This is a genomic window from Oceanicaulis sp. (assembly GCA_040112665.1).
GTDB lineage: Bacteria > Pseudomonadota > Alphaproteobacteria > Caulobacterales > Maricaulaceae > Oceanicaulis.
In genome coordinates, this window is record CP157796.1 from 159,505 (window position 1) to 182,553 (window position 23,049).

Annotated in this window: 22 protein-coding genes and 1 pseudogene; 11 read left to right on the plus strand and 12 right to left on the minus strand. The window is 67.9% G+C overall.

The genetic code is table 11. From position 1 onward, the window contains the following. Positions 1-110: 110 nt before the first annotated feature. The 4 genes from ABL308_00880 (at position 111) to truA (ending at position 2,797) form a co-directional block, all read left to right on the plus strand. Positions 111-1,208, plus strand: coding sequence for a flagellar basal body P-ring protein FlgI (locus tag ABL308_00880; GenBank protein ID XBQ16445.1), 1,098 nt, complete (start codon positions 111-113; stop codon positions 1,206-1,208). A gap of 1 nt (position 1,209) precedes the next feature. Then, positions 1,210-1,527 (plus strand): rod-binding protein, encoded by a 318-nt coding sequence (locus tag ABL308_00885; protein ID XBQ16446.1) that lies wholly within the window; start codon positions 1,210-1,212, stop codon positions 1,525-1,527. Further along, positions 1,524-1,964 carry a flagellar basal-body protein FlbY gene (locus ABL308_00890; GenBank protein XBQ16447.1) on the plus strand — a complete coding sequence of 147 codons (441 nt, stop codon included), beginning with the start codon at positions 1,524-1,526 and terminating at the stop codon, positions 1,962-1,964. The genes ABL308_00885 and ABL308_00890 overlap by 4 nt, the downstream gene beginning before the upstream one ends. 83 nt (positions 1,965-2,047) lie before the next feature. Beyond that, on the plus strand, positions 2,048-2,797 hold the full coding sequence (gene truA, locus ABL308_00895) for a tRNA pseudouridine(38-40) synthase TruA (GenBank protein ID XBQ16448.1): 750 nt from the start codon (positions 2,048-2,050) through the stop codon (positions 2,795-2,797). Positions 2,798-2,803: 6 nt separating this feature from the next. Here the strand turns inward: truA and ABL308_00900 are convergent, their stop codons facing one another. Together ABL308_00900 and dapE are read right to left on the minus strand one after the other, a co-directional pair. Continuing rightward, positions 2,804-3,394: a hypothetical protein gene (locus tag ABL308_00900; GenBank protein ID XBQ16449.1), complete on the minus strand. Its 591-nt coding sequence runs from the start codon at positions 3,392-3,394 to the stop codon at positions 2,804-2,806. After that, a complete protein-coding gene (gene dapE / locus ABL308_00905; protein XBQ16450.1) occupies positions 3,391-4,566 on the minus strand; it encodes a succinyl-diaminopimelate desuccinylase in 1,176 nt (391 codons plus the stop codon). Before dapE ends, ABL308_00900 begins: the two co-directional genes overlap by 4 nt. Before the next feature lie 121 nt (positions 4,567-4,687). Here dapE and ABL308_00910 point away from each other — a divergent pair, with 121 nt between their 5' ends. Next, a complete protein-coding gene (locus tag ABL308_00910) occupies positions 4,688-5,221 on the plus strand; it encodes a response regulator (protein XBQ16451.1) in 534 nt (177 codons plus the stop codon). On the opposite strand, the gene dapD is transcribed toward ABL308_00910, so the two are convergent. The 8 genes from dapD to ABL308_00950 form a co-directional block, all read right to left on the minus strand. Beyond that, on the minus strand, positions 5,218-6,051 hold the full coding sequence (gene dapD / locus ABL308_00915; GenBank protein XBQ16452.1) for a 2,3,4,5-tetrahydropyridine-2,6-dicarboxylate N-succinyltransferase: 834 nt from the start codon (positions 6,049-6,051) through the stop codon (positions 5,218-5,220). The genes ABL308_00910 and dapD overlap by 4 nt on opposite strands. Positions 6,052-6,055: 4 nt before the next feature. Beyond that, a complete protein-coding gene (locus ABL308_00920) occupies positions 6,056-6,760 on the minus strand; it encodes a pyrimidine 5'-nucleotidase (protein XBQ16453.1) in 705 nt (234 codons plus the stop codon). Continuing rightward, positions 6,757-7,743, minus strand: coding sequence for a DUF1036 domain-containing protein (locus ABL308_00925; GenBank protein ID XBQ16454.1), 987 nt, complete (start codon positions 7,741-7,743; stop codon positions 6,757-6,759). Before ABL308_00925 ends, ABL308_00920 begins: the two co-directional genes overlap by 4 nt. 3 nt (positions 7,744-7,746) lie before the next feature. Continuing rightward, positions 7,747-8,325, minus strand: coding sequence for a ribosome biogenesis GTP-binding protein YihA/YsxC (gene yihA / locus ABL308_00930; GenBank protein XBQ17694.1), 579 nt, complete (start codon positions 8,323-8,325; stop codon positions 7,747-7,749). Positions 8,326-8,412: 87 nt separating this feature from the next. After that, on the minus strand, positions 8,413-10,521 hold the full coding sequence (gene yidC / locus ABL308_00935) for a membrane protein insertase YidC (GenBank protein XBQ16455.1): 2,109 nt from the start codon (positions 10,519-10,521) through the stop codon (positions 8,413-8,415). Next, positions 10,514-10,972: a ribonuclease P protein component gene (rnpA, locus tag ABL308_00940; protein ID XBQ17695.1), complete on the minus strand. Its 459-nt coding sequence runs from the start codon at positions 10,970-10,972 to the stop codon at positions 10,514-10,516. Before rnpA ends, yidC begins: the two co-directional genes overlap by 8 nt. Positions 10,973-10,976: 4 nt before the next feature. Next, entirely contained in the window at positions 10,977-11,111 is a 135-nt protein-coding gene (gene rpmH / locus ABL308_00945) for a 50S ribosomal protein L34 (protein XBQ16456.1), read from the minus strand. A gap of 121 nt (positions 11,112-11,232) precedes the next feature. After that, positions 11,233-12,573, minus strand: coding sequence for an alpha/beta hydrolase (locus tag ABL308_00950; GenBank protein XBQ16457.1), 1,341 nt, complete (start codon positions 12,571-12,573; stop codon positions 11,233-11,235). 73 nt (positions 12,574-12,646) lie between these two features. On the opposite strand from ABL308_00950, the gene ABL308_00955 reads away from it, so the two are divergent. The 5 genes from ABL308_00955 to ABL308_00975 all read left to right on the plus strand — a co-directional run bounded on the left by ABL308_00955 (position 12,647) and on the right by ABL308_00975 (position 17,425). Beyond that, positions 12,647-12,937: an autorepressor SdpR family transcription factor gene (locus tag ABL308_00955; protein ID XBQ16458.1), complete on the plus strand. Its 291-nt coding sequence runs from the start codon at positions 12,647-12,649 to the stop codon at positions 12,935-12,937. Beyond that, positions 12,927-13,613 (plus strand): SdpI family protein, encoded by a 687-nt coding sequence (locus tag ABL308_00960; GenBank protein ID XBQ16459.1) that lies wholly within the window; start codon positions 12,927-12,929, stop codon positions 13,611-13,613. The genes ABL308_00955 and ABL308_00960 overlap by 11 nt, the downstream gene beginning before the upstream one ends. A gap of 100 nt (positions 13,614-13,713) precedes the next feature. Next, positions 13,714-14,481 carry a TVP38/TMEM64 family protein gene (locus ABL308_00965; GenBank protein ID XBQ16460.1) on the plus strand — a complete coding sequence of 256 codons (768 nt, stop codon included), beginning with the start codon at positions 13,714-13,716 and terminating at the stop codon, positions 14,479-14,481. Beyond that, positions 14,481-15,905 carry an FAD-dependent oxidoreductase gene (locus ABL308_00970; GenBank protein ID XBQ16461.1) on the plus strand — a complete coding sequence of 475 codons (1,425 nt, stop codon included), beginning with the start codon at positions 14,481-14,483 and terminating at the stop codon, positions 15,903-15,905. Before ABL308_00965 ends, ABL308_00970 begins: the two co-directional genes overlap by 1 nt. A 23-nt stretch (positions 15,906-15,928) precedes the next feature. Then, a complete protein-coding gene (locus tag ABL308_00975) occupies positions 15,929-17,425 on the plus strand; it encodes a HAMP domain-containing sensor histidine kinase (GenBank protein ID XBQ16462.1) in 1,497 nt (498 codons plus the stop codon). Here ABL308_00975 and metH read toward each other — a convergent pair. Further along, positions 17,374-21,139: pseudogene (gene metH / locus ABL308_00980) on the minus strand (methionine synthase). The gene ABL308_00975 and the pseudogene metH overlap by 52 nt on opposite strands. 15 nt (positions 21,140-21,154) lie before the next feature. Further along, on the minus strand, positions 21,155-22,057 hold the full coding sequence (gene metF / locus ABL308_00985; protein XBQ16463.1) for a methylenetetrahydrofolate reductase [NAD(P)H]: 903 nt from the start codon (positions 22,055-22,057) through the stop codon (positions 21,155-21,157). 203 nt (positions 22,058-22,260) lie between these two features. On the opposite strand from metF, the gene ABL308_00990 reads away from it, so the two are divergent. Then, complete coding sequence (locus tag ABL308_00990; GenBank protein ID XBQ16464.1) at positions 22,261-22,992, plus strand: VacJ family lipoprotein; 732 nt, start codon at positions 22,261-22,263, stop codon at positions 22,990-22,992. Positions 22,993-23,049: the final 57 nt, after the last annotated feature.

Sequence of the window (23,049 nt, forward strand, 5' to 3'; positions counted from 1 at the left end):
CGCCTGACGCTGCGCCCCAACCTGCTGATTTTACATAGAATCAACAGCGTTAACCCTGGCACGGTTTTCGCATCGCCGTGCGCGACAGCTGCAGAAAGCCTGACCGAAGCATGATCCGCGCGCTCGCCATCGCCCTCCTCGCCCTCGCCGCCGCCCCGGCTTTCGCCGATCCGCGCATCAAGGACATCGCCGATGTCGAGGGCGTGAGGGATAACCAGCTGGTCGGCTACGGCCTGGTGGTCGGTCTGGACGGCACCGGCGACACGCTGCGCAACGCCGCTTTCACCCGTCAGGCGCTCAACTCCATGCTCGAGCGGTTCGACATCAACGTGCGCGAAGCCGATCTGCGCACCGGCAACGTCGCCGCGGTGGTGATCACCGCCGAGCTGCCTCCCTTCTCGATGCAGGGTTCGCGGCTGGACGTTTCGGTCAGCGCGCTGGGCGACGCGCAGAGCCTTCAGGGCGGCATCCTGATCGCCACGCCTCTCATGAGCTCGAACGGCGACGTCTACGCCGTCGCGCAAGGCTCGGTCGCGGTGGGCGGGTTCTCCGCCGAGGGCGACGCGGCCAGCGTGACGCGCGGCGTACCGACCAACGGACGCATCGCAAACGGCGCGATCATCGAGCGCGAAATCGATTGGAACCTCGCTGATCAGCCGCGGATCCGGCTGGCGCTGCGCAATCCGGACTTCACGACCGCGCGGCGCATGGCCCAGGCGATCAACGCCTATCTCGGGGCGAACGCGGCCAGCGCGGAGAACCCCTCCATCGTAAGCCTCGCCCGTCCGACCGAGTTTCGCGGCGACATGGTCAGCCTTCTGGCCGAGGTCGAGCAGCTGCGGGTGGAGACCGACATGCGCGCCCGCGTCGTGATCGACGAAGCGACCGGCACCATCGTGATGGGCGAGAACGTGCGCGTCTCCACCGTCGCGATCGCCCAGGGCGGGCTGACCATCACCGTCAGCGAAAGCCCGATCGTGAGCCAGGCCCAGCCCTTCGCCGACGGCGGCGAGACGGTCGTTCTGCCGCGCACCGACGTCACCGTCGAGGAAGACCGCGCCGATCTCGGCGTTCTGGAGGGCAGCGTGTCCCTGCAGGAGCTGGTCGACGGGCTGAACGCCCTGGGGGTCAGCCCGCGCGACATGATCACCATCCTTCAGACCATCAAGGCGGCCGGCGCGCTGCAGGCCGAGATCGAGGTGCTCTAGGATGGACGGCCTGCTCGACGCCCAGCTCCAGAACGCGCTCGCCGCAGCCCGCTCGGGCGCGCCGGGCCGGCCCGGCGGCCAGACGCCCGACCAGATCCGGGCCACGGCGGAAGATTTCGAGGCGGTGTTCCTGGCCCAGATGATGGAACACATGATGGGCGACACCACCGAGTCGAGCTTCGGCGGCGGCCCGGGCGAAGCCGCCTTTACGTCAATGCTCAACGAGGAATTCGCCAAGGTCACCGCCAGGGCCGGCGGGATCGGCCTGGCCGACGCGCTGGTGCGCGAAATGCTCGCCCTTCAGAAGGCTTCGCAATGACCGAACTGGCCGCGAACACCCCGTCCGAACGCGCCCAGGCGCTGATCCGCCTGACCGCGCGCCTGACCGCCCTGCTCGAACAGGAGACCGCCCTGTTCGAGGCGCGCAAGCCCCATGAGGCCGTCCCGCTGCAGGCGGAAAAGACCAAGCTCGCTACGCTCTACCGCGCCGAAACCGCACGCGCGGCGAAGGACCCTTCGCGCCTGTCGGGCGTCGAGGCTGCGCTGAAAGCAAAGCTGCGCGAAACGACCACGGGCTTTGAAGCCGCCCTGCGCCGCAACGGCGCGGCGGTGGAGGCGCTCAAGACCCTAACAGAGGGCCTCGTCAAAGCGCTCGCCGACGAAGCCGCCCGCCAGAAAGCCGCCCAGGCCGGCTACGGCCCGAACGCCGCGCGCGGCGCAGGCATCGGCGCACTGGCGCTGAACCGGACGGCTTAGGCTTAGCGAGGCGCAGGTTCTGCGACGCGCAGAGATCCCACCCCCGCTTGCCCTTCCCTCCCTTTCGCCGCACATAGCGGCCCATGCCGCGCTACAAGCTGACCATCGAGTATGACGGCGGGCCTTTCGTGGGCTGGCAGCGTCAGGAGAACGGGCCGAGCGTGCAGGCTGCGATCGAGGCGGCTGCGCGCAGGCTCGATCCAGGCGCGAGCGACGTCTATGGCGCGGGGCGCACCGATTCCGGGGTTCATGCGCTGGGCCAGGTGGCCCATCTGGATCTTGAGAAGGCGCTGCCCGCAGACAAAGTGCGCGATGCGCTGAACCATCATCTCAAGCCCGACCCGGTCGCGATCCTAAAGGCCGAGGCGGTGGGCGACGAGTTCCACGCCCGGTTCGGGGCGACGCGGCGGGGCTATGTCTACCGCATCGTGTCGCGGCGCGCGCCGCTGGCGCTGGACCGGGGCAAGGCCTGGCGGATCGCCCGGCCGCTCGACGCCGAGGCGATGCACGCCGCGGCGCAGCATCTTCTGGGCACGCATGATTTCACCACCTTCCGCGACGCGCAGTGTCAGGCCGACAGCCCCGTGAAATCTATGGACAAGGCGGTGGTCACCGCCCTTCCCGGCGGGGAAATCCAGATCGTGGTCGAGGCGATCAGCTTTCTTCACCGCCAGGTCCGCTCGATCACCGGATCGCTGGTGGAGGTGGGCTTAGGCAAGTGGAGCCCGGCCGACTTCAAGGCGGCGCTGGACGCGGCCGACCGCACGCGCTGCGGGCCGGTGGCGCCGCCCGACGGGCTCTATCTCGACTTCGTCAGATACGGTGAGCGCTGAGCCCGGCTAGAGCGCGGCCATGATCAGGTAATCGGCGATCAGCGGCACGGCGGCTGCCAGCGTGGACAGCCCGATCGGCAGGCCCAGCGCGGCGTGGGCGACGCGCCAGTGCACGTAGAGCCGGACCATCTGATAGATCGCCACCAGAGAGCCCAGCGCCTGCGCGTCGGCGAGCCCGGCCGCATAAAGCGCCCAGTAGGCCGCCTGCAGATGGATGAGGACGAAGACCGCCCAGTTATGGGCGACGAGCCAGCTCGCGAACCGGCCACGCACGTTCAGCACCATCGCCATGATCGCGGCGAGCACCGGGAAGACGAGCCAGAAGCGGGCCCAGATCGCCAGCGCCTCGATCCCGGTGATGCGCGCCTCGGCCGAGGCGATGGCGGGGTTCTCCGCGGCGAAGTGATTGACCGAGGCGACGAGCAGCGCGAACGCCGGCAACGCCAGCACCACGCCCAGGAACGACCGCGCCACGCCGGTTTCGGTGACGTTGAAATAGCTCTTCCAGTCGCTGCGGAAGGTCAGCATGCGCCAGACCCCGCGCGCCGAGGCGAGGGTTTCGGCCAGAAGGCTCGGGCGCGGCGCGTCCGCGCTCATGCGGCGAAGGTCTCGAAATAGCGGTTCAGAACGCGCGCGTAGATCGCCGCGAGCGCGGTGACGTCGGCGGCCGGAACGCGCTCGTCGATCTGATGCATGGTCGCGCCGACCAGGCCGAACTCGGCGACGGGGCAGTAATCCTTGATGAAGCGGGCGTCGGACGTGCCCCCGCCGGTGGTCAGGGCGGGCTCCTGGCCAGTCACCTCGCTCACCGCAGCTTTCAGAAGGTCGGTGAACGGGCCGCTTCGGGTCAGGAAGGCCTCGCCGGTGACCTTGAGATCGAGCTCGATCTTGCCGGCGAAGTCCAGCCCCACCGCTTTCGCTTCGTCCTCGATCCAGCGCTTGAGATCATCGCCCTGGTGCGCGGTGTTGAAGCGGATGTTGAATTTCGCGCGCGCCTCGCCGGGGATGACGTTATGGGCCGCGTTGCCGACATCGATCGTGGTGACTTCCAGATTGGAGGGCTGGAAGTGCGGCGCGCCGTCGTCGAGCCTGCGCGCGGTCAGCCGGGCCAGAAAATCCATGAGCGGGGGTATCGGGTTCTCCGCCTTGTCGGGATAGGCGACATGGCCCTGCCGGCCCTTCACCGTGACCACCGCGTTCAGGGAGCCGCGGCGGCCCACCTTGATCGTCTCGCCCAGCGTGTGCGGATTGGTCGGCTCGCCGACCAGGCAGTGATCGAAGCGCTCGCCGCGTTCGTGCAAAGCGGCCATCAGCCGCTTGGTGCCGTTCACGCCGGGGCCTTCCTCGTCGCCGGTGATCAGGAAGGCGATCGAGCCGGCCGGCGCGCCGTGATCTTTCATATACTGCGCGACGCCCGCGACCATGGCGGCCACCGCACCCTTCATGTCGGACGCGCCGCGGCCCCACAGCACGCCGTCCTTCACCGATCCGGAAAACGGCGGCTCGGTCCATTCGGTCTCAGGCCCGGGCGGGACGACGTCTGTGTGGCCGGCGAAGGCGAAGACCGGCGCGGCGGTCCCCAGCCGGGCGTAAAGATTGTCGACCTCCTCGAACCTGAAGCGCTCACAGGAGAACCCCAGCTGCTCGAGCGCGCCCTGAAGCGTGTCGAGCGCGCCTTCATCAGCCGGCGTCACCGACGGCGCGGCGATCAGCCGGCGGGCGAGCGGAATGGGATCGGCGAGGTCGTCGAGAACAGGCGCATCGGTCATGGCCGCAGAGATAGGCCGATTAGGGCGCGGGCGCCATGGGCGGGGGGCAGGATAAACCGCCCGGCAACCGTATGCGCGGCGAACGCTGGCGCATGGCGTCGTCCTGAGCCATGAGCGGATGATGGAACGTACTTTCAGCGGGTGCGAACCCGGCCGGCTCAGAAGCGTGAGGATCTGCGTGGTCGACGACAACGGCCATATGGGCCGGATCGTGCAGGACATGTTCCGCGGCTTCGGCGTGGGCGTGGTCGAGGTGCACAGCGACGCCGCGGCTGGGTTACGCGCTTGCGACGACTGCGCGTTCGACCTGATCGTGATCGACTATCACATGCCTACGATCGACGGGCTCGACTTCACCCGGCTGGTCCGCAAGAGCGCGAGTTCGAAAAACGCCCTCACCCCGATCGTGATGGTCAGCGCCTATACCGAGCACTGGCGTGTGGCGGCCGCCCGCGACGCAGGCGTGACGGAAGTGTGCGCGAAACCGCTTTCGGCGAAAGAGCTATGGACCAAGTTCGCGTCGATCGTGAACAGCCCGCGCGCGTTCGTGCGCGCCGGGGAGTTCTTCGGCCCGGACAGACGCAGAAAAACCGAACCCCGCGAGGGCCCCGAGCGCCGCCGTGACGTCCAGTACGTGCAGGGCGAAAAGGCCTAATCGCGCAAAAGCGCGTTCACGCTGGTCTTCGACCGGGTCTGGGCGTCCACGCGCTTGACGATGACGGCGCAGTAAAGGTTCGGGCCGCCGTCCTTGCCGGGCAGGGTTCCGGGCACGACGACGGAGAAGCTGGGCACCTCGCCGCGGGTGATCTCGCCGGTCTCTCGATTGACGATCTTGGTCGAGGCGCCGAGATACACGCCCATCGACAGCACCGAGCCTTCGCGGACGATCACGCCTTCGGCCACTTCGGCGCGGGCGCCGATGAAGCAGCCGTCCTCGATGATCACAGGGCTCGCCTGCAGCGGTTCGAGCACGCCGCCGATGCCTGCGCCGCCGGAGATGTGAACGTTCTTGCCGATCTGCGCGCAGGAGCCGACCGTGGCCCAGGTGTCCACCATCGTGCCTTCGTCCACATAGGCGCCGATATTGACGTAGGAGGGCATCAGCACCGCGCCCTTGCCCACGAACGCGCCGCGGCGGACGGCCGCAGGCGGCACGGCGCGGAAGCCGGCGGCCTTGAACTCCGCCTCGCCCCAGCCGGCGAACTTGCTGGGCACCTTGTCGAACCAGGGCCCGCCGTCCACGCCGCCCTCGACCAGGCGGTTGGGGTTGAGGCGGAAGCTCAGCAGCACCGCCTTTTTCAGCCATTCGTGGACGACCCAGCGGCCGCCGTCTTCGCGGCTTGCGACCCGCGCCTCACCGGAATCAAGCGCCGCGATCGCGGCTTCCACCGCCTCGCGCACTTCGCCGCCGCTCTGCGGGGTCAGCGCCTCGCGCTCCTCCCAGGCGGTGTCGATGACGGTCTGAAGGGCGGGATCGAAGCTCATGGGGTCATCCGGTCTTTCTGGTGCGGACGTCGTGCCAGTCGCCCAGGAAGGTTCTCAGGCAGTCGGCGGTGTAGTGCACGTGGTCGAACTCCGCGCCAGGCCCTGCGGTCTCCCCGTCGGGGATCTCGATCGGCGCGCGCACGAGCACGCAGGTGTAGCCCAGCCCGGCGGCGGTTTCGAGATTGCGCGCGCTGTCCTCAAACATCACCGCGCCCTTGGGGTCGAAGCCGAATTTCGAGGTGAAGCGCTCGAAGCTCTCGCGCTGGGGCTTGGGCGTGAAATCGCCCGCCTCGATGTCGTAGAGATCGTCGAACAATCCGTTCAGCCCCAGCCGGTCGATCACCTTCTCGGCGTGCTTGAAGCTGCCGTTGGTGAAGACGAGCCTGCGGCCTTCGAGCTGGCGCACATGATCGGCGAGGACCGGATCGGGCGTGATCACGTCATGGTCGACGTCATGGACGAAGTCCAGGAACTCGCGAAGGTCGACCTTGTGGTTCGCCATCAGCCCGTTCAACGTCGTGCCGTAATCGTGCCAGTAGGTCTTCTGCACCTTGCGCGCGGCGTCGCGTTCGAGATCGAGCAGCTGCATGACGTATTCGGTCATACGCCGGTCGACCTGGGTCATGATCTCCGCGTCGGCGGGGTAGAGCGTGTTGTCCAGGTCGAACACCCAGGTGTCGACATGGTCGAGCTTCACGATGCGGCTCAAGGCAGAGCCTCCTCGAAATCGGTACCGCCGAGCCGAAGGACGGCCCCGCCGTTCTGAGGGTCGGGCGCCGGCGCGAACCTGGCCGCCTCGAACCCGCTGGCTGCGCAATCCGCGCGAAGGTCGGTGGAGAACCGGCCCGGCGCCACGCAGAAGGTTTCAGTTCCGCCCGCCATGGGCCGCATCGCCCCGCCCTGCCCCAGAAGCCGCGCGTGAACGAACACTTCGCCTGCGGTCAGCCGTTCGGCCAGAGCCTGCGCGCAGGCGCCGGGTTCCACCCGCCACCAGCCGCGCGTCTCGTACCCCTCGCCACTGGCGCGGGTGACCGCGGCGGCGACCGGCGCGCCCGCCTCGTTGCAAATGCGCAGGCCCGCGTTTGCGTTGCGCTCGAGCGCGCGGGCGTGCAGCGCCTCGATCAGCGCGGCGCGGTCCGCGCCGAAACTCCGTCCCGCGTCGGATTCAAACGCATCGACCTGCCGCCGCGTGCGTCGGCCGGCGTATCCGTCGATGACGCGGATGTCGTAGCCGGCGGCCTGCAAAAGCCGCTGCAGCCCCGCCTCCTCGGCCCGGTCGCGATAATCCTCGAGTTCGACGAGCACGGCGCGGGTGCGTTCAGGCTCGCTCAGCTGGCGGAATTGCCGGGTCTCCAGACCCAGCGCGGCGCAATCGGCCACGCCCTCGATGGAGAAGTCCGCCTCGTCCACGCAGACGTCCAGCGCGCCGCGCCATTCGCGCACCCCGCCCAGATAGGCCGGGGTGGAGCGGGCGTAGAGATACTGGTCGACATCCGCGCCGGGCCCGATCTCCGCACAACCGCCGGGCATGACCCGCGCCCAGCCTTCCGCGGCGATGCCTGACGGCGTGCGCCAGGCCTTGGCGACGTCGACGACGTAGCTGGTCTCGTTGCAGACCTGCCCGGCGCTGGCGGGGCTGGCGAAGGCGAGGCCGCCGAACGCGGCGGCGAGCGCGATCAGAACAAGGCGCATGGCTCAGCCCTCCGCCTGGACGGCGATCTCGGCGATTTCGGCGCGCAGCTCGGGTATGCCCTCGCCCTTGGAGCTGGAGGTCGCGACCACGACCGGATAGGCCGCCGGCCGGCGCTTGAGCTTGGCGTCGGTTTCCGCCAGCCGCGCCTCGGCTTCGGCGGGCTTGAGCTTGTCGATCTTGGTCAGGACCACCTGATAGACCACCGCAGACTCGTCCAGCGCTTTCATGATCGCCTCATCCACCGTCTTCACGCCGTGGCGCGCGTCGATCAGCAGGATGACCCGTTTGAGGTTAACCCGGCCTCTAAGATAGGCCTTGGTCAGCCGGGTCCAACGCTGCACGACGTCCTTGGGCGCCTTGGCGAAGCCGTAGCCGGGAAGGTCGACGATTCTGAGGCGGCCGCCGAGGTCGAAGAAATTCAGCTCGCGCGTGCGCCCCGGCTCGTTGGAGGCCCGCGCCAGACGGTTGCGGCCGGTCAGCGCGTTGATCAGCGAGGACTTGCCCACGTTCGACCGGCCCGCGAAGGCGACTTCGGGCGAGGTCGGGGGCGGCAAGGTGTCCAAACTCACCGCGCCGAGCATGAAATCGCACGGCCCAGCAAAGAGCTTGCGGCCCGCTTCCAGGCGAGCCGCTTGTTCCGCCGCGCGGTCGCCGTCTTCGCTCACGGCCTAGCTTCTCGGCTTTTTCTTGGGCGCGGGACGCTTTTTCTTCGCCGCCGGGTTGGACCGGGTGCGCGCGCCCGCAGGCTTGGACGGCTCGGGCCTGGCGTCGTCGGCTTTCGCCTCGCCCTGCACGGTGTCGTCCTCGGGCCGGGCCGCCGCTTCGCCCGCCGGGCTGTCGCCGGCGGTCTGCGCGGCCGCCCCATCGCCCTTGGCCGGGTCGGGCGTGGCGACCGCGTCGTCGCGCGCCCCGTCGGTCAGCGCCTTGCCTTCGATGACGGAGACTTTCTCCTTGAGGGTCGACCCCGCGCCCTCGTCGTCGAAGCTCGGCGCAGGCTTTCCTTGCAGCTTCGCGGCGATCCGGGCGACGTGCTTGTCGAGTTCGGTCTCCTGCCCCTGTCGGCGCATGATGATGTATTGCTGGCCGACGGTCAGAAGGTTGTTCCACGACCAGTAGATGATCAGCGCGGCGGGGAACGGCGCCATGACGATCGTGAACACGATCGGCAGGAAGGCGAAGATCTGGCGCTGGATCTTGTCGGGCGGCGGCGGATTCAGCGATTGCTGGGCCCACATGGTCACGCCCATGATCAGCGGCCACAGGCCGATGGCCAGCACCCCGCCGATGATCGGCACGCCGGACGGGTCGTAGGGCAGAAGGCCGAACAGGTTCCACATGTTCGTGGGGTCGGCCACGCTCATGTCCTCGATCCAGCCGAAGAAGGGCGCGTGGCGGGCGTCCAGCGAGATGAACACCGTCTTGTACAGTGCGAAGAAGATCGGGATCTGCGGCAGGATCGGCAGACAGCCGGCGACCGGATTGATCTTCTCCTTGCGGTACAGCTCCATCATGGCCTGCTGCTGGGCCTGCGGATTGTCCTTATGGCGCTCGCGGATCTCGGTCATTTTCGGCGCGACGGCGCGCATCTTGGCCATGGAGGCGAAGGCGCGGTTGTTAAGCGGGAACAGGACGATCTTGATCCCCAGCACCAGCGCCATGATCGCCAGGCCGTAATTGCCCATGATCCCGTAGAAGAAGTGCAGGATCGAGAAGAACGGCCGGGTGAAGAACCAGAACATCCCCCAGTCGATCGCCATGGTCAGCCGCTCGATGCCCATCTCGTCCTGATAGCGCGCCAGGATCGGCTGTGACTTCGCGCCCGCGAAAACATGGTTGGTGTTGGTGATCACCCCGCCCGCGGGGATGGTCACCGCCTCCGACAGGTAATTGGCCTCGAAGACCGGCTGGCCGGGCCGGTCGAGCACGCGGAACTGACCGCGAATGACGGACTCGTCGCCCGGCGCCACGGCCGCGAGCCAGTATTTCGACGTCAGCCCCATCCAGCCGCCCGCGCCGGTGCGTTCGGTCAGGTCGCCGCGGCCTTCGTCTTCCATTTTGTTGTATTTGCGATCGAAGCTCTCATCGCCGACGACACCGACCGCGCCTTCGTGCAGGATGAAGAAGTTCTGCAGGTCGGCCGGCACGCCTTCCTGGCGCACCAGCGCATAAGGCCTGAGCGCGATCGCGTCGCCCGATGTGTTGGCCACAGTATCGGTGACGGTGAACAGATAGTCCTCGTCGACCTCAATCGTGCGGCGGAACACCAGATAACCAGACCGGTATTCCAGCACGACGGGGCTGTCGGGGGTCAGGACGTCGCCCTCGGCCAGCGTCCATTCGCTCGAAAGCCCGGGCAGGTCGGGCAGCTGGCCCAGCCAGCCCGCCGCCGCGTAATGGCCGCCCGGCGCGCCTTCAGGCGTCAGCAGGGTGACGGGAATGTCGTTGTCCGGCTCGGTGTCGTAGCGCAACAGATCGAGATCGTCGAAGCGCGCGCCGGTGAGGTTGATCGAGCCTTGAAGGGCGGGCGTGCGGATCGGCACGCGCTGAGAGGTGGCGAGCGCCTCCTCGCGGGTGATCGGCACGACCGCCTCGCCGACGCCGAAGCTCGCGGGATCGGCGGTCGGCGCGTCGTCGCCGGCCGCAGTCTCTTCGCCGGCCAGCGCGGCCTGCTCGGCCTGGCGTTCGCGCGCCATGGGATCGAGCACGAAGGCCTGGTAGCCCAGCATGAACACCATCAGCACGACGACGGCGATGATGAGATTGCGATGTTCACCCATGAGGGGGCCGGTCCTTCGAAGACGGGGCGCTCTGCGCCGGTGTGTGCGTGTCAGCCGCTGAAGCCGCGCCCGGGGCGGGTCCGCCCGCGCGGCGCGCGAGGCTTACCAATGCGCTTTCCACATCGTCAAGCAAGGCGGGCCAGGTGCGGTCCGGGGTCGCGGCGCGCGCGATGAACACATAATCGCTTCCCGACCGCCCGTGCAGGGGCAGAAGCAGGCGCGCAGCCTCGCGCAGGCGCCGCTTGGCCCGGTTGCGGACCACAGCGTTGCCGATCTTTTTGGTGGCGGTGAAACCGGCGCGGGCGGGGCCGTCGGGATCCTCGGCGCGCGGACGCATCTGGACGACGACGCCGGGCCGGGCGACGCGCTCGCCATCGCGGGCGCGTAAAAAATCGCGCCGCTGCGTGATCCGCGCGGCGCGATTCGGGTAGGCTGGCTTTAAGCTGGGCAGGCCCTTAGGCCGAGAGCCGCTTGCGGCCCTTGGAACGCCGGCGCGCGATGACCTGACGACCGGCCTTGGTCGCCATGCGCGCGCGGAAGCCGTGGCGGCGGGCCCGGACGAGTTTGGACGGCTGGAACGTGCGCTTCATCTGGTCTCTCCCTCGAAGGGTCGGCGGCCGGTCACCCGGCGGCCCGAATACGAGCGGCGGGACATACGGGAGCAGGCGGTCTCAGTCAAGCGCGGCGGCGCCGCAAAGCGCACTGAAACCCTCACTGCGCACAGGCCCGCGCCGCCAGCGCCGCGGTGCGCGACGCGATCGCCTCGGCTGCAGCCGGTTCCAGCGCATGGCCCGCCGAGCCGTAAGCCGCCGGGGAGCCGGTCTCGGAGGCCTGGAAGAGGTGATCGACGCCGTCGAGCGTGACGATCTCGGTGTCGCCGGTGCGGCCGGCCGCCTGCAGCCGTGCGGCGTTCTCCGCCGCGAGCACCTGGGTGTCCTTCTCTGCGAAGATCGCCAGCAGCGGCCCGTCATAGGCCGCCGCCGCGGCGGCCGGGTCGATGTCGAACATGGCCACGGCGTAGGGCTGTCCCCAGGTCGCCGCCTCGCGCTCGGCCAGGGCTTCGGGCGCGCCGGCCTCGATCATGGCGGCGCGGATCGCAGCGCGGGTTTCGCCGGGCGCGCTGGTCTCGATCGCCTCGAAGATGGCGTGCTGCAAGGCCTGATTGGCGGCGATCTGCGCTTCGGTCATGCCTGCGGCTGTCATGATCGCGGCGGCCTGTTCGAGCAGCACTTCCTCCATGCCGCCATACATGCCCGCGAGCGAGACGATGAAGGCGGGGTCGGACGCCTCGGCCGCCAGAAGCGCGATGGTCGCGCCTTCGGAATGCCCGGCGAAGCCCGCGCAGCTGATCGCCTCGACCCCGCGTAGGGCGTCGAGGGCGGCCGCAGCGTCAGCCGCGAGATCGGCCGGCGCGGCGGGCGCGACCGCGTCCGATCCGCCGACGCCCCGGTCGTCGAGCCTCAGGCTCGCAATCCCGGTCGCTTCGAACGCGTCGGCGAGCGCCTTGTACACCTGCTGGCCGGCGATCGTGCCGTCCCGGTCCTGCGGGCCCGAGCCGGACAGGATCACAACGGCCGGGAACGGCCCCTCGCCGTCAGGCAGGCGAAGCGATCCGGCAAGTGCGACCTCGCCGGAGCGCACGGTCATATTCTGGTCGCGCGGCGAACCGGCCGGCGCGGCCGCCGCTTCGATCCCGGTCCGCACGAAGACCAGCGGCGCGACGAGGCCGCCCTGGCGGAACTCGCCAGAAATCGCGCCGTCCTGAAGGCGGCCCTCATAGCGCATCTGCAGCGCCGGAGCGGCGAGCGACACCGCGTCGCCGTCGATCTGCACCGTCTGAAGCGGGATGCGCGCGCCGCCCTGATCGACGGAGATCAGCACGCCCGTCCAGCCGGTCTCATCGCGGCTCAGTTCCAGATCGAGCGTGAGCACGGCTGCGCCCGCGTCGAGTTCTCCGGTCCAGCGGCCGGCGAAATCAGTTTCGTCGGCGTGAGCGGCTGCGACCGTCACTACGGCGGCGAGCACAGCGAGCGTGAAGCGGAGCAGTCTCATGGCGGTGTCCCTTCTCTCAGATCGACCCATGTTTAGCGTTGACGCTAATTAGCGTCGAGTCTAAATTTTTCTCATGACCGACGTTTTCCAGGCGCTCGCCCATCCGGTCCGGCGCAAGGTTCTGAAATTGCTGCGCAACGGCCCGATGAGCGCCGGCGACCTGGCCGACGCCTTCCCGGTGTCCAAGCCGACCATGTCGCGACACTTCGCGGCGCTGAAAGAGGCCGGGCTGATCCAGGCCGAGCGCGAGGGCACGACCATCCGCTACCGGCTGAACGTGTCGGTGGCCGACGAGGCGCTGGCGGTTCTGATGAGCGTTCTGGGACGCGGACGCGAGGAAAAGGAGACAGACGATGGTGCGTAAGGCGCTGACAGGCTCGATTCCGTTTCTGCTGGTCATGGCCGGCTTCGCCGCCTGGGGCTGGATCGCCACGCCCGAGGGCGCGCAGGTGCCGGTGCACTGGGACGCCTCGGGCGCAGTGAACCGCACCGGCGGCAAGGTGGAGGCGTTCGTGGTGATCCCCGCCGTCGCGCTCGGTTTCGCCGTGCTCTTCGGGCTGGCCCCGCTGATCGATCCGCGCGGGAAGAATCTCAGGCGCTCCGCATCGCTCTATTACACCGCCTTCTTCAGCACGATGATCGTGCTCACGCTCGTTCAGGGCGCCATGACGCTGAGCGCGCTCGGACTGATGGACGCCCAGCAGGCGGCCATGCCGAAAATCGTCGCGAGCGTCACCGCCGTGGTGCTGATCGCGGTCGGCAACGTGCTGGGCAAGGCGCGGCCGAACTGGTTCGCAGGCTTCCGCACGCCCTGGACGCTCACCTCGGACAAGTCCTGGGACGTCACCCATCGCTGGGCGGGCCGGCTGATGGTGCTGGCCGGCGCTGCAGGGCTCGCCGCGCTCTGGCTGCTGCCCGACACGATCGGCTGGACGGTGCTGCTGGGCGGCGCGATGGCCGCGACGATCGTGCCGATAGTCATCTCCTATCTGGTCTGGCGCAAGGACCCCGACCGGGAGACCTTCTCGGCGCGCGAGTGATCGCTCACGCCGAGTTGAAACGCAGCCGCCGGGACGTGACTGCGCGTGACGACAGGCCGGGCTATATGCCAGCCTGACGATCAGGCGAAAGGACCACCCCATGAGCGGCGACCGCGACACTGAAACCGAGACCGGCGGCGCGCCGCGCAAGGGCTGGCTCACGCGCCTCCTCCCCCTGGCGGTCCTAGCGCTGGGGCTCGCGGCGTTCTTCGCGCTCGGCGGCCATCAATACCTCAACGCCGACGCGGTGATGGGCGCGCTGCGCGACTTCACCGGGTTCGTGGAGGCCAATCTCTGGCTCGCGGCTCTGGTCTATCTGGTCTTCTACGCGCTGGCGGTGTCGATCTCGGTGCCCGGCGCGATCTGGTTCACACTGGGGGCGGGCTTCCTGTTCGGGCCCTGGCTAGGCGCAGGCATCGCGGTGGTCGGCGCGACGATCGGGGCGAGCATCCTGTTTCTGGCCGCCCGCTACGCCTTCGCCGACTGGGTGCGCGAAAAGTTTCCCGGCTACGTCAAACGCCTGCAGGACGGGTTCAGCCAGGACGCGTTCACCTATGTCATGATCCTGCGGCTGATCCCGGTCTTCCCCTTCTTCGTCATCAATCTCGCGACCGCGCTTCTGAACGTGCCGCTGCGCGCCTTCGTGCTCGCCTCGCTGATCGGCATGGCGCCGGGGGCGTATGTCTACGCCACGGTCGGGGGCAAGCTCTCGAGCGTGGTTGAAGAAGGCATCCCCTCGTTCACGGAGCTTTTGGACCTCGAGCTCATTCTGGCGCTGGTGCTGTTCGCCGCGCTCGCCGTGTTTCCGGCGATCTACAAGCGCGCGACCGGCAAGAAAGCGCCCGCCCCGACCCAAGGAGACGCGTGATGAGCCGGGAGACGATCAAGGCCGACCTCTGCGTGATCGGCGCCGGCTCGGCGGGGCTTGTAAGCTCGGCCGGCGCGGCGCTGCTGGGGCGCAAGGTGGTGCTGTTCGAAGCCAATAAAATGGGCGGGGACTGCCTGAATTTCGGCTGCGTGCCGTCCAAGGCTGTCCTCACCGCCGCGCACAAGGCCCATGAGGCGCGCCACGCCGCCCGCTGGGGCGTGAAGACCGGCGAGGTCAGCGTCGATTTCACCGCCGTGCGCGAAAACATCGCCCGCGCCATCGCCGCCATCCATCCCAACGACAGCCAGGAGCGTTTCGAGGGGATGGGCGTTCGGGTGATCCGCGAGCGCGCCCGCTTCATCGACGAGAAGACCGTCGCCTCGGCGAGCGTGGAGGTGAAGGCCAAGCGCTATGTCATCGCCTCTGGCACTCGCGCGCGGGTGCCGAACATCGCCGGGATCGGCGAGGTCGATTACCTCACCAACGAGACGATCTGGGACGTGGCGCGCCTGCCCGAGCACCTGATCGTTCTGGGCGGCGGGCCGATCGGGACCGAGCTCGGCCAGGCCTTCGCCCGGCTCGGCTCGCAGGTGACGATCCTCGAGGCCGGGCAGATCCTCTCCCGCTTCGAACCCGAACACGCGGCCCTGGTCGCAGACAGCCTGAAAGCCGACGGGATCGCGCTGAAGGTCGGCGTGCGCGCCCAGGCGGTCAGGAAGACCGAGACCGGCGGCGTCGAGGTCGCATCAAGCCTCGGCGAACGTATCTCGGGCTCGCACCTGCTGGTCGCGATCGGCCGCGAGCCGGTGTTCGAGGGGCTGGGGCTGGAAGAGGCCGGGATCGAGACGAGCCCGTCCGGCGTGGTCTGCGACGACAAGCTGCGCACCACCAACAAGCGCGTCTATGCGGCCGGCGACATCGCGGGCAAGGGCGCGCTGACCCATCTGGCCGGCTGGCATGGCTCGGTGATCGTCAGAAACCTCTATTTCGGCCTGCCCACGAAGCAATCGAGCCAGCCCATCCCGCAGGCGGTCTACACCGATCCGCCGGCCGCCGGGATCGGTCTGACCGAAGCCGAGGCGCGCGAACAGCACGGCGACAAGGTCTCGGTCGCCCGCTTCGGCTTCGACGACAACGACCGGGCGGTGGCCGAACTCGACACGCGCGGCGGCGCCAAGCTGGTTCTGGGCAAGGGCGGCAAAATCCTCGGCGCGCACGTCGCCGGCGCCCGGGCCGACGACATCGTGCAGATCGCCCAGGCCGTCATGGCGTCCGGGGGCAAGGTCCGCGACCTCACCAGCCCCGTCGCGCCCTACCCGACGCGCGGGGAAGTGTTCAAACGCGCCGCAGGCAAGTATTTTGAGCCGACCGTGTTCGGCCCGGCGGCGAAAGCCTGGTCGCGCCTGCTCACCCTGTTCCACTGACGCCTTCGGGCGGGGGGACGCGAATGGACCAGCCCAGCCCAGGCGCGCGCGGCCAGCGCCCGCCCGGCCTGCTCGCGAAAGCGCGCGCGGGGCTGGTCTCCATGCCCGGCAAGCTGCTCGGGCTGACCGTCATCTCGGTGCTGATCGCCGAAGTGCTGATCTTCTTTCCCAGCGCAGCAGACTTCCGCACCGAATGGCTGATGGACCGGGCCGAGGCGGCGCATCTCGCCGCCCTCGCCGCGGAAAGCGCCGGGGACATGGAGCTCGGCGAGGAAATGGTGCGCGAGCTGCTCGCCGGCGCGGACGCGGCGGCGGTCGCGCGCATCACCGACGGGGTGAACGAGCTGGTTCTGGGGGGCGATATCGGCAAGGCGAAGCTCGTCACAGCCGACCTCACCGAGGAAGGTTTCTTCGACTCAATCGCCGCGACCGTCGGCACGCTGACCGCGCCCGAAGGCCGTTACGTCAACGCCCTGGCCGCGCCGCGCACGCGGCCCGACGGCGGCGAGCTGATCAGCGTGATCGTGCCTGAAGCCGGCCTGAAGCGCGATCTGTGGGCCTATTCGCGCAATATCGCCCTGCTCTCGCTCTTCATCGCGGCGTTCGCGGCGGGGCTCTTATACGTCGCGCTTCTGATCCTGCTGGTGCGGCCCATGCGGCGGCTCGCCCGCGCGATGACCGCCTTCGCCGAAGATCCCTCCGCGCCGGGACGCGCGTCGCCCGCCGCCCGCCGCCGCGACGAGATCGGCGAGGCCGAAGCCGCCCTCGCCGCCATGCAGGACGAAGTGCGGGCGGCCTTCGCCCAGAGAGAAAGGCTCGCAGCGCTCGGCGGCGCGGTCGCCCGGATCAATCACGATCTCAGAAACGTGCTCGCGAGCGCCCAGCTCGTCTCCGACCGGCTGGCGACAAGCACAGATGAACGCATCGCGGCGATGGGCGCGCGCCTGGTCCGGGCGGTCGATCGCGGGATCAGGCTGTGCCGGGACACGCTGGAATACGGCCGCTCCGCCGAGCGCGCGCCGGACCTCGCGCCGGTTTCTCTGAGAAACGCCGTAGACGACGCGGCCGGGGACGCTTTCGCCGCGACCGGGGCGGCGGACTGGTCGAACGCGATTTCCGAGGACGCCCGGGCGCTCGCCGATCCCGATCACCTGCACCGGATCGTACTCAATCTCGTGCGCAATTCGGTGCAGGCGATGGACGGACGGGCCGACGCGGCGATCATGGCCGATTGCCGCGAAGCCGGTGGCGTGCTGATCCTCAGCCTGACCGACACCGGCCCCGGCGTGCCCGACCGGGTCGCCGAAACCCTGTTTCAGCCTTTCGGCCGCTCGGGCGCCTCAGGCGGCAGCGGGCTGGGCCTGTCGATCGCGCGCGAACTCGCCCGCGCCATGGGCGGAGAGGTCTCGCTCGCCCGGACCGGGCCCGACGGCAGCGTCTTCGAAGTCAGGCTTCAGGCGGCCGCGCCCTACTCCGCCGCCTCGGCTGCGGCGGTTTCTTCCTCGGCGGCCGGGTCGTAGCCCAGGATCGGGGCGAGTTCCTTCTCCGCGCGGCGCAAGGTCCAGCCCTTGCGTTCGGCGTAGTCCTCGACCTGGTCCTTCGTGATCCGGCCGACGGCGAAATACGCGCTCTCGGGATGGGCGAAATAGAGCCCTGAGACCGACGCCGGCGGGTTCATCGCCCAGCTTTCGGTGAGCGTGATCCCGGTGCGTTCGGTGGCTTCGAGTAGCTCGAACAGAAGGCCCTTCTCGGTGTGATCAGGCTGGGCGGGATAGCCCGGCGCAGGGCGGATGCCGGCGTATTCTTCCTTGATCAGCTGCTCGCAGCTGAGGTCTTCGTCCAGTGCATAGCCCCAGAGCTCCTTGCGCACGCGCTCGTGCAGGTATTCGGCGAACGCCTCGGCGAAGCGGTCGGCGAGCGCCTTGAACAGGATCTCCGAGTAGTCGTCGTTAGCGTCCTTGAATTTCTGGATGAAGGCTTCTTCGGCCGCCCCAGCCGTCACCGCGAAACCGCCGACATAATCGGGTTGGGTCGCGGAGACGAAATCGCAGATCGTGTAGTGCGGCTTGTCGCCGTCCTTCTTGGTCTGCTGGCGCAGGCCGTGGAAGCGGCCCAGCGCGGTCTCGCGGTTCTCGTCTGAATAGACTTCCAGATCGTCGCCCTTGCGGCTCGCAGGCCAGAGGCCGACCACGCCTTTGGGGCTGAGCCAGTCCTCCTCGACCATCTGTTTGAGCATGGCCTGTGCGTCGTCGAACAGAGCGCGCGCCGCCTCGCCGCGATTGGGATCGTCGAAGATTTTCGGATAGGTCCCCTTCATGTCCCAGGCGAAGAAGAAGGGCGTCCAGTCGATATAGTCGACCAGGTCTTTCAGGCGCACGTCGTCGATCGTGGTGAGGCCGAGCTTTTTCGGTTTGACCGGCTTATAGCCTTCGATGTCCGCGTCGAAGGCCCTGGTCCGCGCCTCTTCGAGCTTCAGCCGGTCGCGGCTGCCTTGCGTGCGCGCGCGGGTCTCGCGGATCTTGGCGTACTTGCCTTTCAGCTCGTCCCAGTAAGGCTGGCGCTGATCATCGGAGAGAAGTTTCGAGACCACGCCGACCGCCCGGCTGGCGTCGTGAACGTGCACGACCGGCGCTTTGGAATAGCTCGGCTCGATCTTCACCGCGGTGTGCGCGGGGCTGGTCGTCGCCCCGCCGATCAGCAGCGGAATGTCGAAGCTCTCGCGCTGCATCTCCAGCGCCACGGTCACCATCTCGTCGAGCGAGGGCGTGATGAGGCCCGACAGCCCGATGGCGTCGGCGTTCTCCTCGCGGGCGGTCTGAAGGATCTTCTCGGCGGGGACCATCACGCCCAGATCGACCACCTCGTAGCCGTTACACTGCAGCACGACCCCGACGATGTTCTTGCCGATGTCGTGCACGTCGCCCTTCACGGTCGCCATGACGATCTTGCCGGCGCTCTGCTGATCGAGGCCCAGCTCCTCGCGCTCCTTTTCCATGTACGGGAAGAGATGGGCGACGGCCTTCTTCATCACGCGGGCGGACTTGACGACTTGGGGCAGGAACATCTTGCCCGCGCCGAACAGGTCGCCGACCACGTTCATGCCGTCCATGAGCGGGCCTTCGATGACGTGGAGCGGACGTTCGGCCTGCTGGCGCGCCTCTTCGGTGTCGTCGACCACGTAGTCGTCGATGCCTTTGACCAGGGCGTGCTCCAGCCGCCTGTTCACCGGCCAGGAGCGCCACTCCGCATCCTCTTTCTTCTCCGCCTTGCCGTCGCCCTTGTAGCGTTCGGCCGCCTCGAGCAGGCGCTCGGTGGCGTCCTCGCGGCGGTTGAGGATCACGTCCTCGACCAGCTCGCGCAGCTCGGGCTCGATCTCGTCATAGATGTCGAGCTGGCCGGCGTTGACGATCCCCATGTCCATCCCGCGCTGGATGGCGTGGTAGAGGAACACCGAGTGCATCGCCCGGCGCACCGGCTCGTTGCCGCGGAAGGAGAACGAGATGTTCGACACGCCGCCCGAGACATGCACCCCGGGCAGGTTCTCGCGGATCCAGCCGGTCGCCTCGATGAAGTCGACCGCGTAATTATTGTGCTCCTCGATCCCAGTCGCGACCGCGAAGATGTTGGGGTCGAAGATGATGTCGCTGGGCTCGAAACCGACCTGATCGACCAGGATTTTGTAGGCGCGCTCGCAGATCTCGATCTTGCGCTTGGCGGTGTCGGCCTGGCCGTCCTCGTCGAAGGCCATGACGACGACCGCCGCGCCGTAATCGCGGCAGGCGTGAGCGTGGGCGAGAAACTCTTCCTCGCCTTCCTTCAGGCTGATCGAATTGACGATCGCCTTGCCCTGCACGCATTTCAGGCCCGCCTCGATCACCTCCCATTTCGAGGAGTCGATCATGATCGGCACCCGCGCGATGTCGGGCTCGGCGGCGATGAGGTTGAGGAAGGTGACCATGGCCTCTTTCGAGTCCAGAAGCCCCTCGTCCATGTTCACGTCGATGACCTGCGCGCCGTTCTCCACCTGCTGGCGGGCGACCTCCAGCGCGGTGGCGTAGTCGCCCTCCTTGATCAGCTTGCGGAAGCGCGCCGATCCGGTGACGTTCGTCCGCTCGCCGACATTGACGAAGACGGCGCGGCTCTGGGTCGTCGTCTCTTCGGTCATCAAGTCCTCAAGCCAGTTCGAACGGTTCGAGCCCGGAGAGCCGCATGGCTTTCGGGCGCTCTATCGGGGTACGCGGCGTGCCGGCCTTCGCAGCCTTTGCGATCTCGGCGATGTGGTCAGGCGTGGTGCCGCAGCACCCGCCCAGAATGTTCACGAAGCCCGCCTCGGCCCATTCCTTCACGAAGCCGGCGGTCTGTTCGGGCGTCTCGTCGTATTCGCCGAAGGCGTTGGGCAGGCCCGCATTGGGATAGGCGAGCACCTTGCACTCGGCGATCCGCGACAGCTCCTTGACGTAGGGGCGCAATTCTTTGGCGCCGAGCGCGCAGTTGAGCCCCACCGCCCAGGGTTTGGCGTGGCGGATCGAGTTGTAGAACGCTTCTGTCGTCTGGCCCGACAGGGTGCGGCCCGACGCGTCGGTGATGGTGCCAGACAGGATGATCGGGATCTCCGCGTCCACCGAGCCGTCGCGGCGGCAATCGAGAATGGCCTTGATCGCGGCCTTGGCGTTCAGCGTGTCGAAGATCGTCTCGATCAGGAAGAAATCGACGTGAGGGCCCATCGCGCGGACCTGCTCGGCGTAGGTGTCGCGCACCTCGTCGAAGGTGACGGCGCGAAAGCCGGGGTCTTCGACGTCTGGCGACAGCGACAGCGTCTTGTTGGTCGGCCCGATCGCGCCGAGCACCGCCTTGGGCTCGCCGGTCTCCGCCTCGCGCTTGTCGGCGGCGGCGCGGGCGAGCTTCGCGCCCGCTTCGGCGATCTCCGCAGCGATCTCCTCCATCTGGTAGTCGGCCTGGGCGATGCGGGTGGCCGAGAAGGTGTTGGTCTCGATCATGTCCGCGCCGGCGTCGAAGAAGGCGGTGTGGATCTCCTCGATCAACTGCGGGCGGGAGAGATTCAGCGTCTCGTTATTGCCCTGGACCGAGCACGGCCAGTCCGCGAAGCGCTCGCCGCGATAGTCCTCTTCAGACAGCTTGTAGGTCTGGATCTGGGTGCCCATGGCACCGTCCAGAACCAGAACGCGTTCGCGGGCGGCCGCCTCGAGCGCTTCGAGTCGTTCACGTCGGGTCATGGTGTCGCTTTCGGTTTAAGCGGCGATCTTTTCAGATTCAGGCTTCACGCCGAGGAGCGCGCAGGTCGACAGAGCCAGATCGGCGCGGTTCAGCGTGTAGAGGTGGAACTGGTCGGCCCCGCCCTCGGCCAGGTTCGAGACGAGCTCGGCGGCCACATGGGCGGTCACCAGCTCTCGGGTCTTGGGATCGTCCTCAAGGCCGTCATAAAGCTCGTCCATCCAGTCGGGCATGGACGAACCGCACATGCCGGCCATGCGCTTGAGCCCCTTGAAGTTGGGCTGCAGCATGATCCCGGGCACGATCGGGATGTCGATCCCGGCTTTGCGGACGCGTTCGACATAGCGGAAATAGGTGTCCGCCTCGAAGAAGAACTGGGTGATCGCGCGGGTCGCCCCGTTGTCGATCTTCTTTTTCAGAAGGTCGATATCATAGGCGTAATCCGGGCTCTCGGGGTGTTTCTCGGGATAGCAGCCCACCGAGATCTCAAAATCGCCGATCGCCTTGATGCCTGCGGCGAGATCGGACGCGTTCGCATAGCCGCCCTCGTGGGGGACGTATTTTTCGCCGATCCCCTCAGGCGGATCGCCGCGCAGCGCCACGATATGGCGCACGCCCGCGTCCCAATAGTCCCGGATCACCGAGTTGATCTCGTCCTTCGTGGCCGACACGCAGGTCAGGTGCGCGGCCGGCTTCATCCCGGTTTCCTTGACGATCCGGCGCACGGTCCGGTGCGTGCGGTCGCGCGTGGAGCCGCCTGCGCCATAGGTCACCGACACGAAATGCGGGTTCAACGGCTCGAGCCGCCCGATCGACTCCCACAGGCGCGCCTCCATGTCCTCGTTCTTCGGCGGGAAGAACTCGAAGCTCACCTTGATCGGCGATCGGTCGGCCGGTGCGAAGCGTGCGGCGATCGTCATGAAACACCTGTGTCGCGGGCGCAGCGGATAATCCGCCGCAAGATATAAAGATATCTTTATGCGATTATCCGCGCAGTTTCAATGCGTCTTTTAAACCACGGTGGCCGTTTCAGCGGACGGAACGGGTTTCACGGCGTTGACGTTGCCCGCGATCCAAACCAGTTAATGGAACCTTCACATTGTGGCCGCCCTCGAGGATCGCCTTGCGCTTCTTCAGCCTGACCATCGCCGCCCTTTCCGCGGTCGCGGCGTCCGCCTGCGCCAGCAGCGACGCGGCCCGCGAAGCCGGCGATCCGTTCGAGCCGGCCAACCGGGCGGTCTTCCAGTTCAACGAGACGGTGGACGATGCGCTGATCGAACCCGCGTCGAAGGCCTACACAGCGGTGACGCCGGAGCCTGCGCGCCAGGGCGTGCGCAACTTTTTCGGCAATCTCAATCGCCCCGTCTTCTTCGCCAACGAGGTGTTGCAAGGCGATCTGGTCGCCGCCGGCGACGTGCTCACCAGCTTCGCCTTCGACACGGTGTTCGGGATCGGCGGGATCTTCGCGCTCGCCGAGCGCGCCGGGGTCCCTCAGCACAGCGAGGATTTCGGCCAGACCCTGGCGGTCTGGGGCGTCGCGGAGGGCCCGTTCCTCATGCTGCCCGTTCTGGGCCCGTCGAACCTGAGGGACGGTACGGGACGCTTCGTGGACCGGTATCCGCACCCGCTGAACTGGGATGAGGAGTTCTCGAGCTCGGGCGAAGCCTGGGCGCTGCGCGGGCTGAACGGGATCGACCAGCGCGCCCGCGCGCAGAGCGTGATGGATCAGCTCGACCGCACTGCGATCGACCCGTACGTCCAGCTCCGCTCGGCCTACCGGCAGATGCGCGAACGCGAGATCCGCGACGGCGCGCCCTCGGAAGAGGATTTCGACGACCTGCCGGACTTCGATTGATTCACCTCTGTTCGGCCGCGCGCGGCGTTGTCCTTTGAACCGCCCGCGCAGCACGCA

What these genes read in the sequence shown, in the direction of transcription:
- ABL308_00880 (XBQ16445.1), top strand. Translation starts at nt 111, where the DNA reads ATGATCCGCGCGCTCGCCATCGCCCTCCTCGCCCTCGCCGCCGCCCCG.
- ABL308_00885 (XBQ16446.1), top strand. Translation starts at nt 1,210, where the DNA reads ATGGACGGCCTGCTCGACGCCCAGCTCCAGAACGCGCTCGCCGCAGCC.
- ABL308_00890 (XBQ16447.1), top strand. Translation starts at nt 1,524, where the DNA reads ATGACCGAACTGGCCGCGAACACCCCGTCCGAACGCGCCCAGGCGCTG.
- truA (XBQ16448.1), top strand. Translation starts at nt 2,048, where the DNA reads ATGCCGCGCTACAAGCTGACCATCGAGTATGACGGCGGGCCTTTCGTG.
- ABL308_00900 (XBQ16449.1), bottom strand. Translation starts at nt 3,394, where the DNA reads ATGAGCGCGGACGCGCCGCGCCCGAGCCTTCTGGCCGAAACCCTCGCC.
- dapE (XBQ16450.1), bottom strand. Translation starts at nt 4,566, where the DNA reads ATGACCGATGCGCCTGTTCTCGACGACCTCGCCGATCCCATTCCGCTC.
- ABL308_00910 (XBQ16451.1), top strand. Translation starts at nt 4,688, where the DNA reads ATGGAACGTACTTTCAGCGGGTGCGAACCCGGCCGGCTCAGAAGCGTG.
- dapD (XBQ16452.1), bottom strand. Translation starts at nt 6,051, where the DNA reads ATGAGCTTCGATCCCGCCCTTCAGACCGTCATCGACACCGCCTGGGAG.
- ABL308_00925 (XBQ16454.1), bottom strand. Translation starts at nt 7,743, where the DNA reads ATGCGCCTTGTTCTGATCGCGCTCGCCGCCGCGTTCGGCGGCCTCGCC.
- yihA (XBQ17694.1), bottom strand. Translation starts at nt 8,325, where the DNA reads ATGCTCGGCGCGGTGAGTTTGGACACCTTGCCGCCCCCGACCTCGCCC.
- yidC (XBQ16455.1), bottom strand. Translation starts at nt 10,521, where the DNA reads ATGGGTGAACATCGCAATCTCATCATCGCCGTCGTCGTGCTGATGGTG.
- rpmH (XBQ16456.1), bottom strand. Translation starts at nt 11,111, where the DNA reads ATGAAGCGCACGTTCCAGCCGTCCAAACTCGTCCGGGCCCGCCGCCAC.
- ABL308_00950 (XBQ16457.1), bottom strand. Translation starts at nt 12,573, where the DNA reads ATGAGACTGCTCCGCTTCACGCTCGCTGTGCTCGCCGCCGTAGTGACG.
- ABL308_00955 (XBQ16458.1), top strand. Translation starts at nt 12,647, where the DNA reads ATGACCGACGTTTTCCAGGCGCTCGCCCATCCGGTCCGGCGCAAGGTT.
- ABL308_00960 (XBQ16459.1), top strand. Translation starts at nt 12,927, where the DNA reads ATGGTGCGTAAGGCGCTGACAGGCTCGATTCCGTTTCTGCTGGTCATG.
- ABL308_00965 (XBQ16460.1), top strand. Translation starts at nt 13,714, where the DNA reads ATGAGCGGCGACCGCGACACTGAAACCGAGACCGGCGGCGCGCCGCGC.
- ABL308_00970 (XBQ16461.1), top strand. Translation starts at nt 14,481, where the DNA reads ATGAGCCGGGAGACGATCAAGGCCGACCTCTGCGTGATCGGCGCCGGC.
- ABL308_00975 (XBQ16462.1), top strand. Translation starts at nt 15,929, where the DNA reads ATGGACCAGCCCAGCCCAGGCGCGCGCGGCCAGCGCCCGCCCGGCCTG.
- metF (XBQ16463.1), bottom strand. Translation starts at nt 22,057, where the DNA reads ATGACGATCGCCGCACGCTTCGCACCGGCCGACCGATCGCCGATCAAG.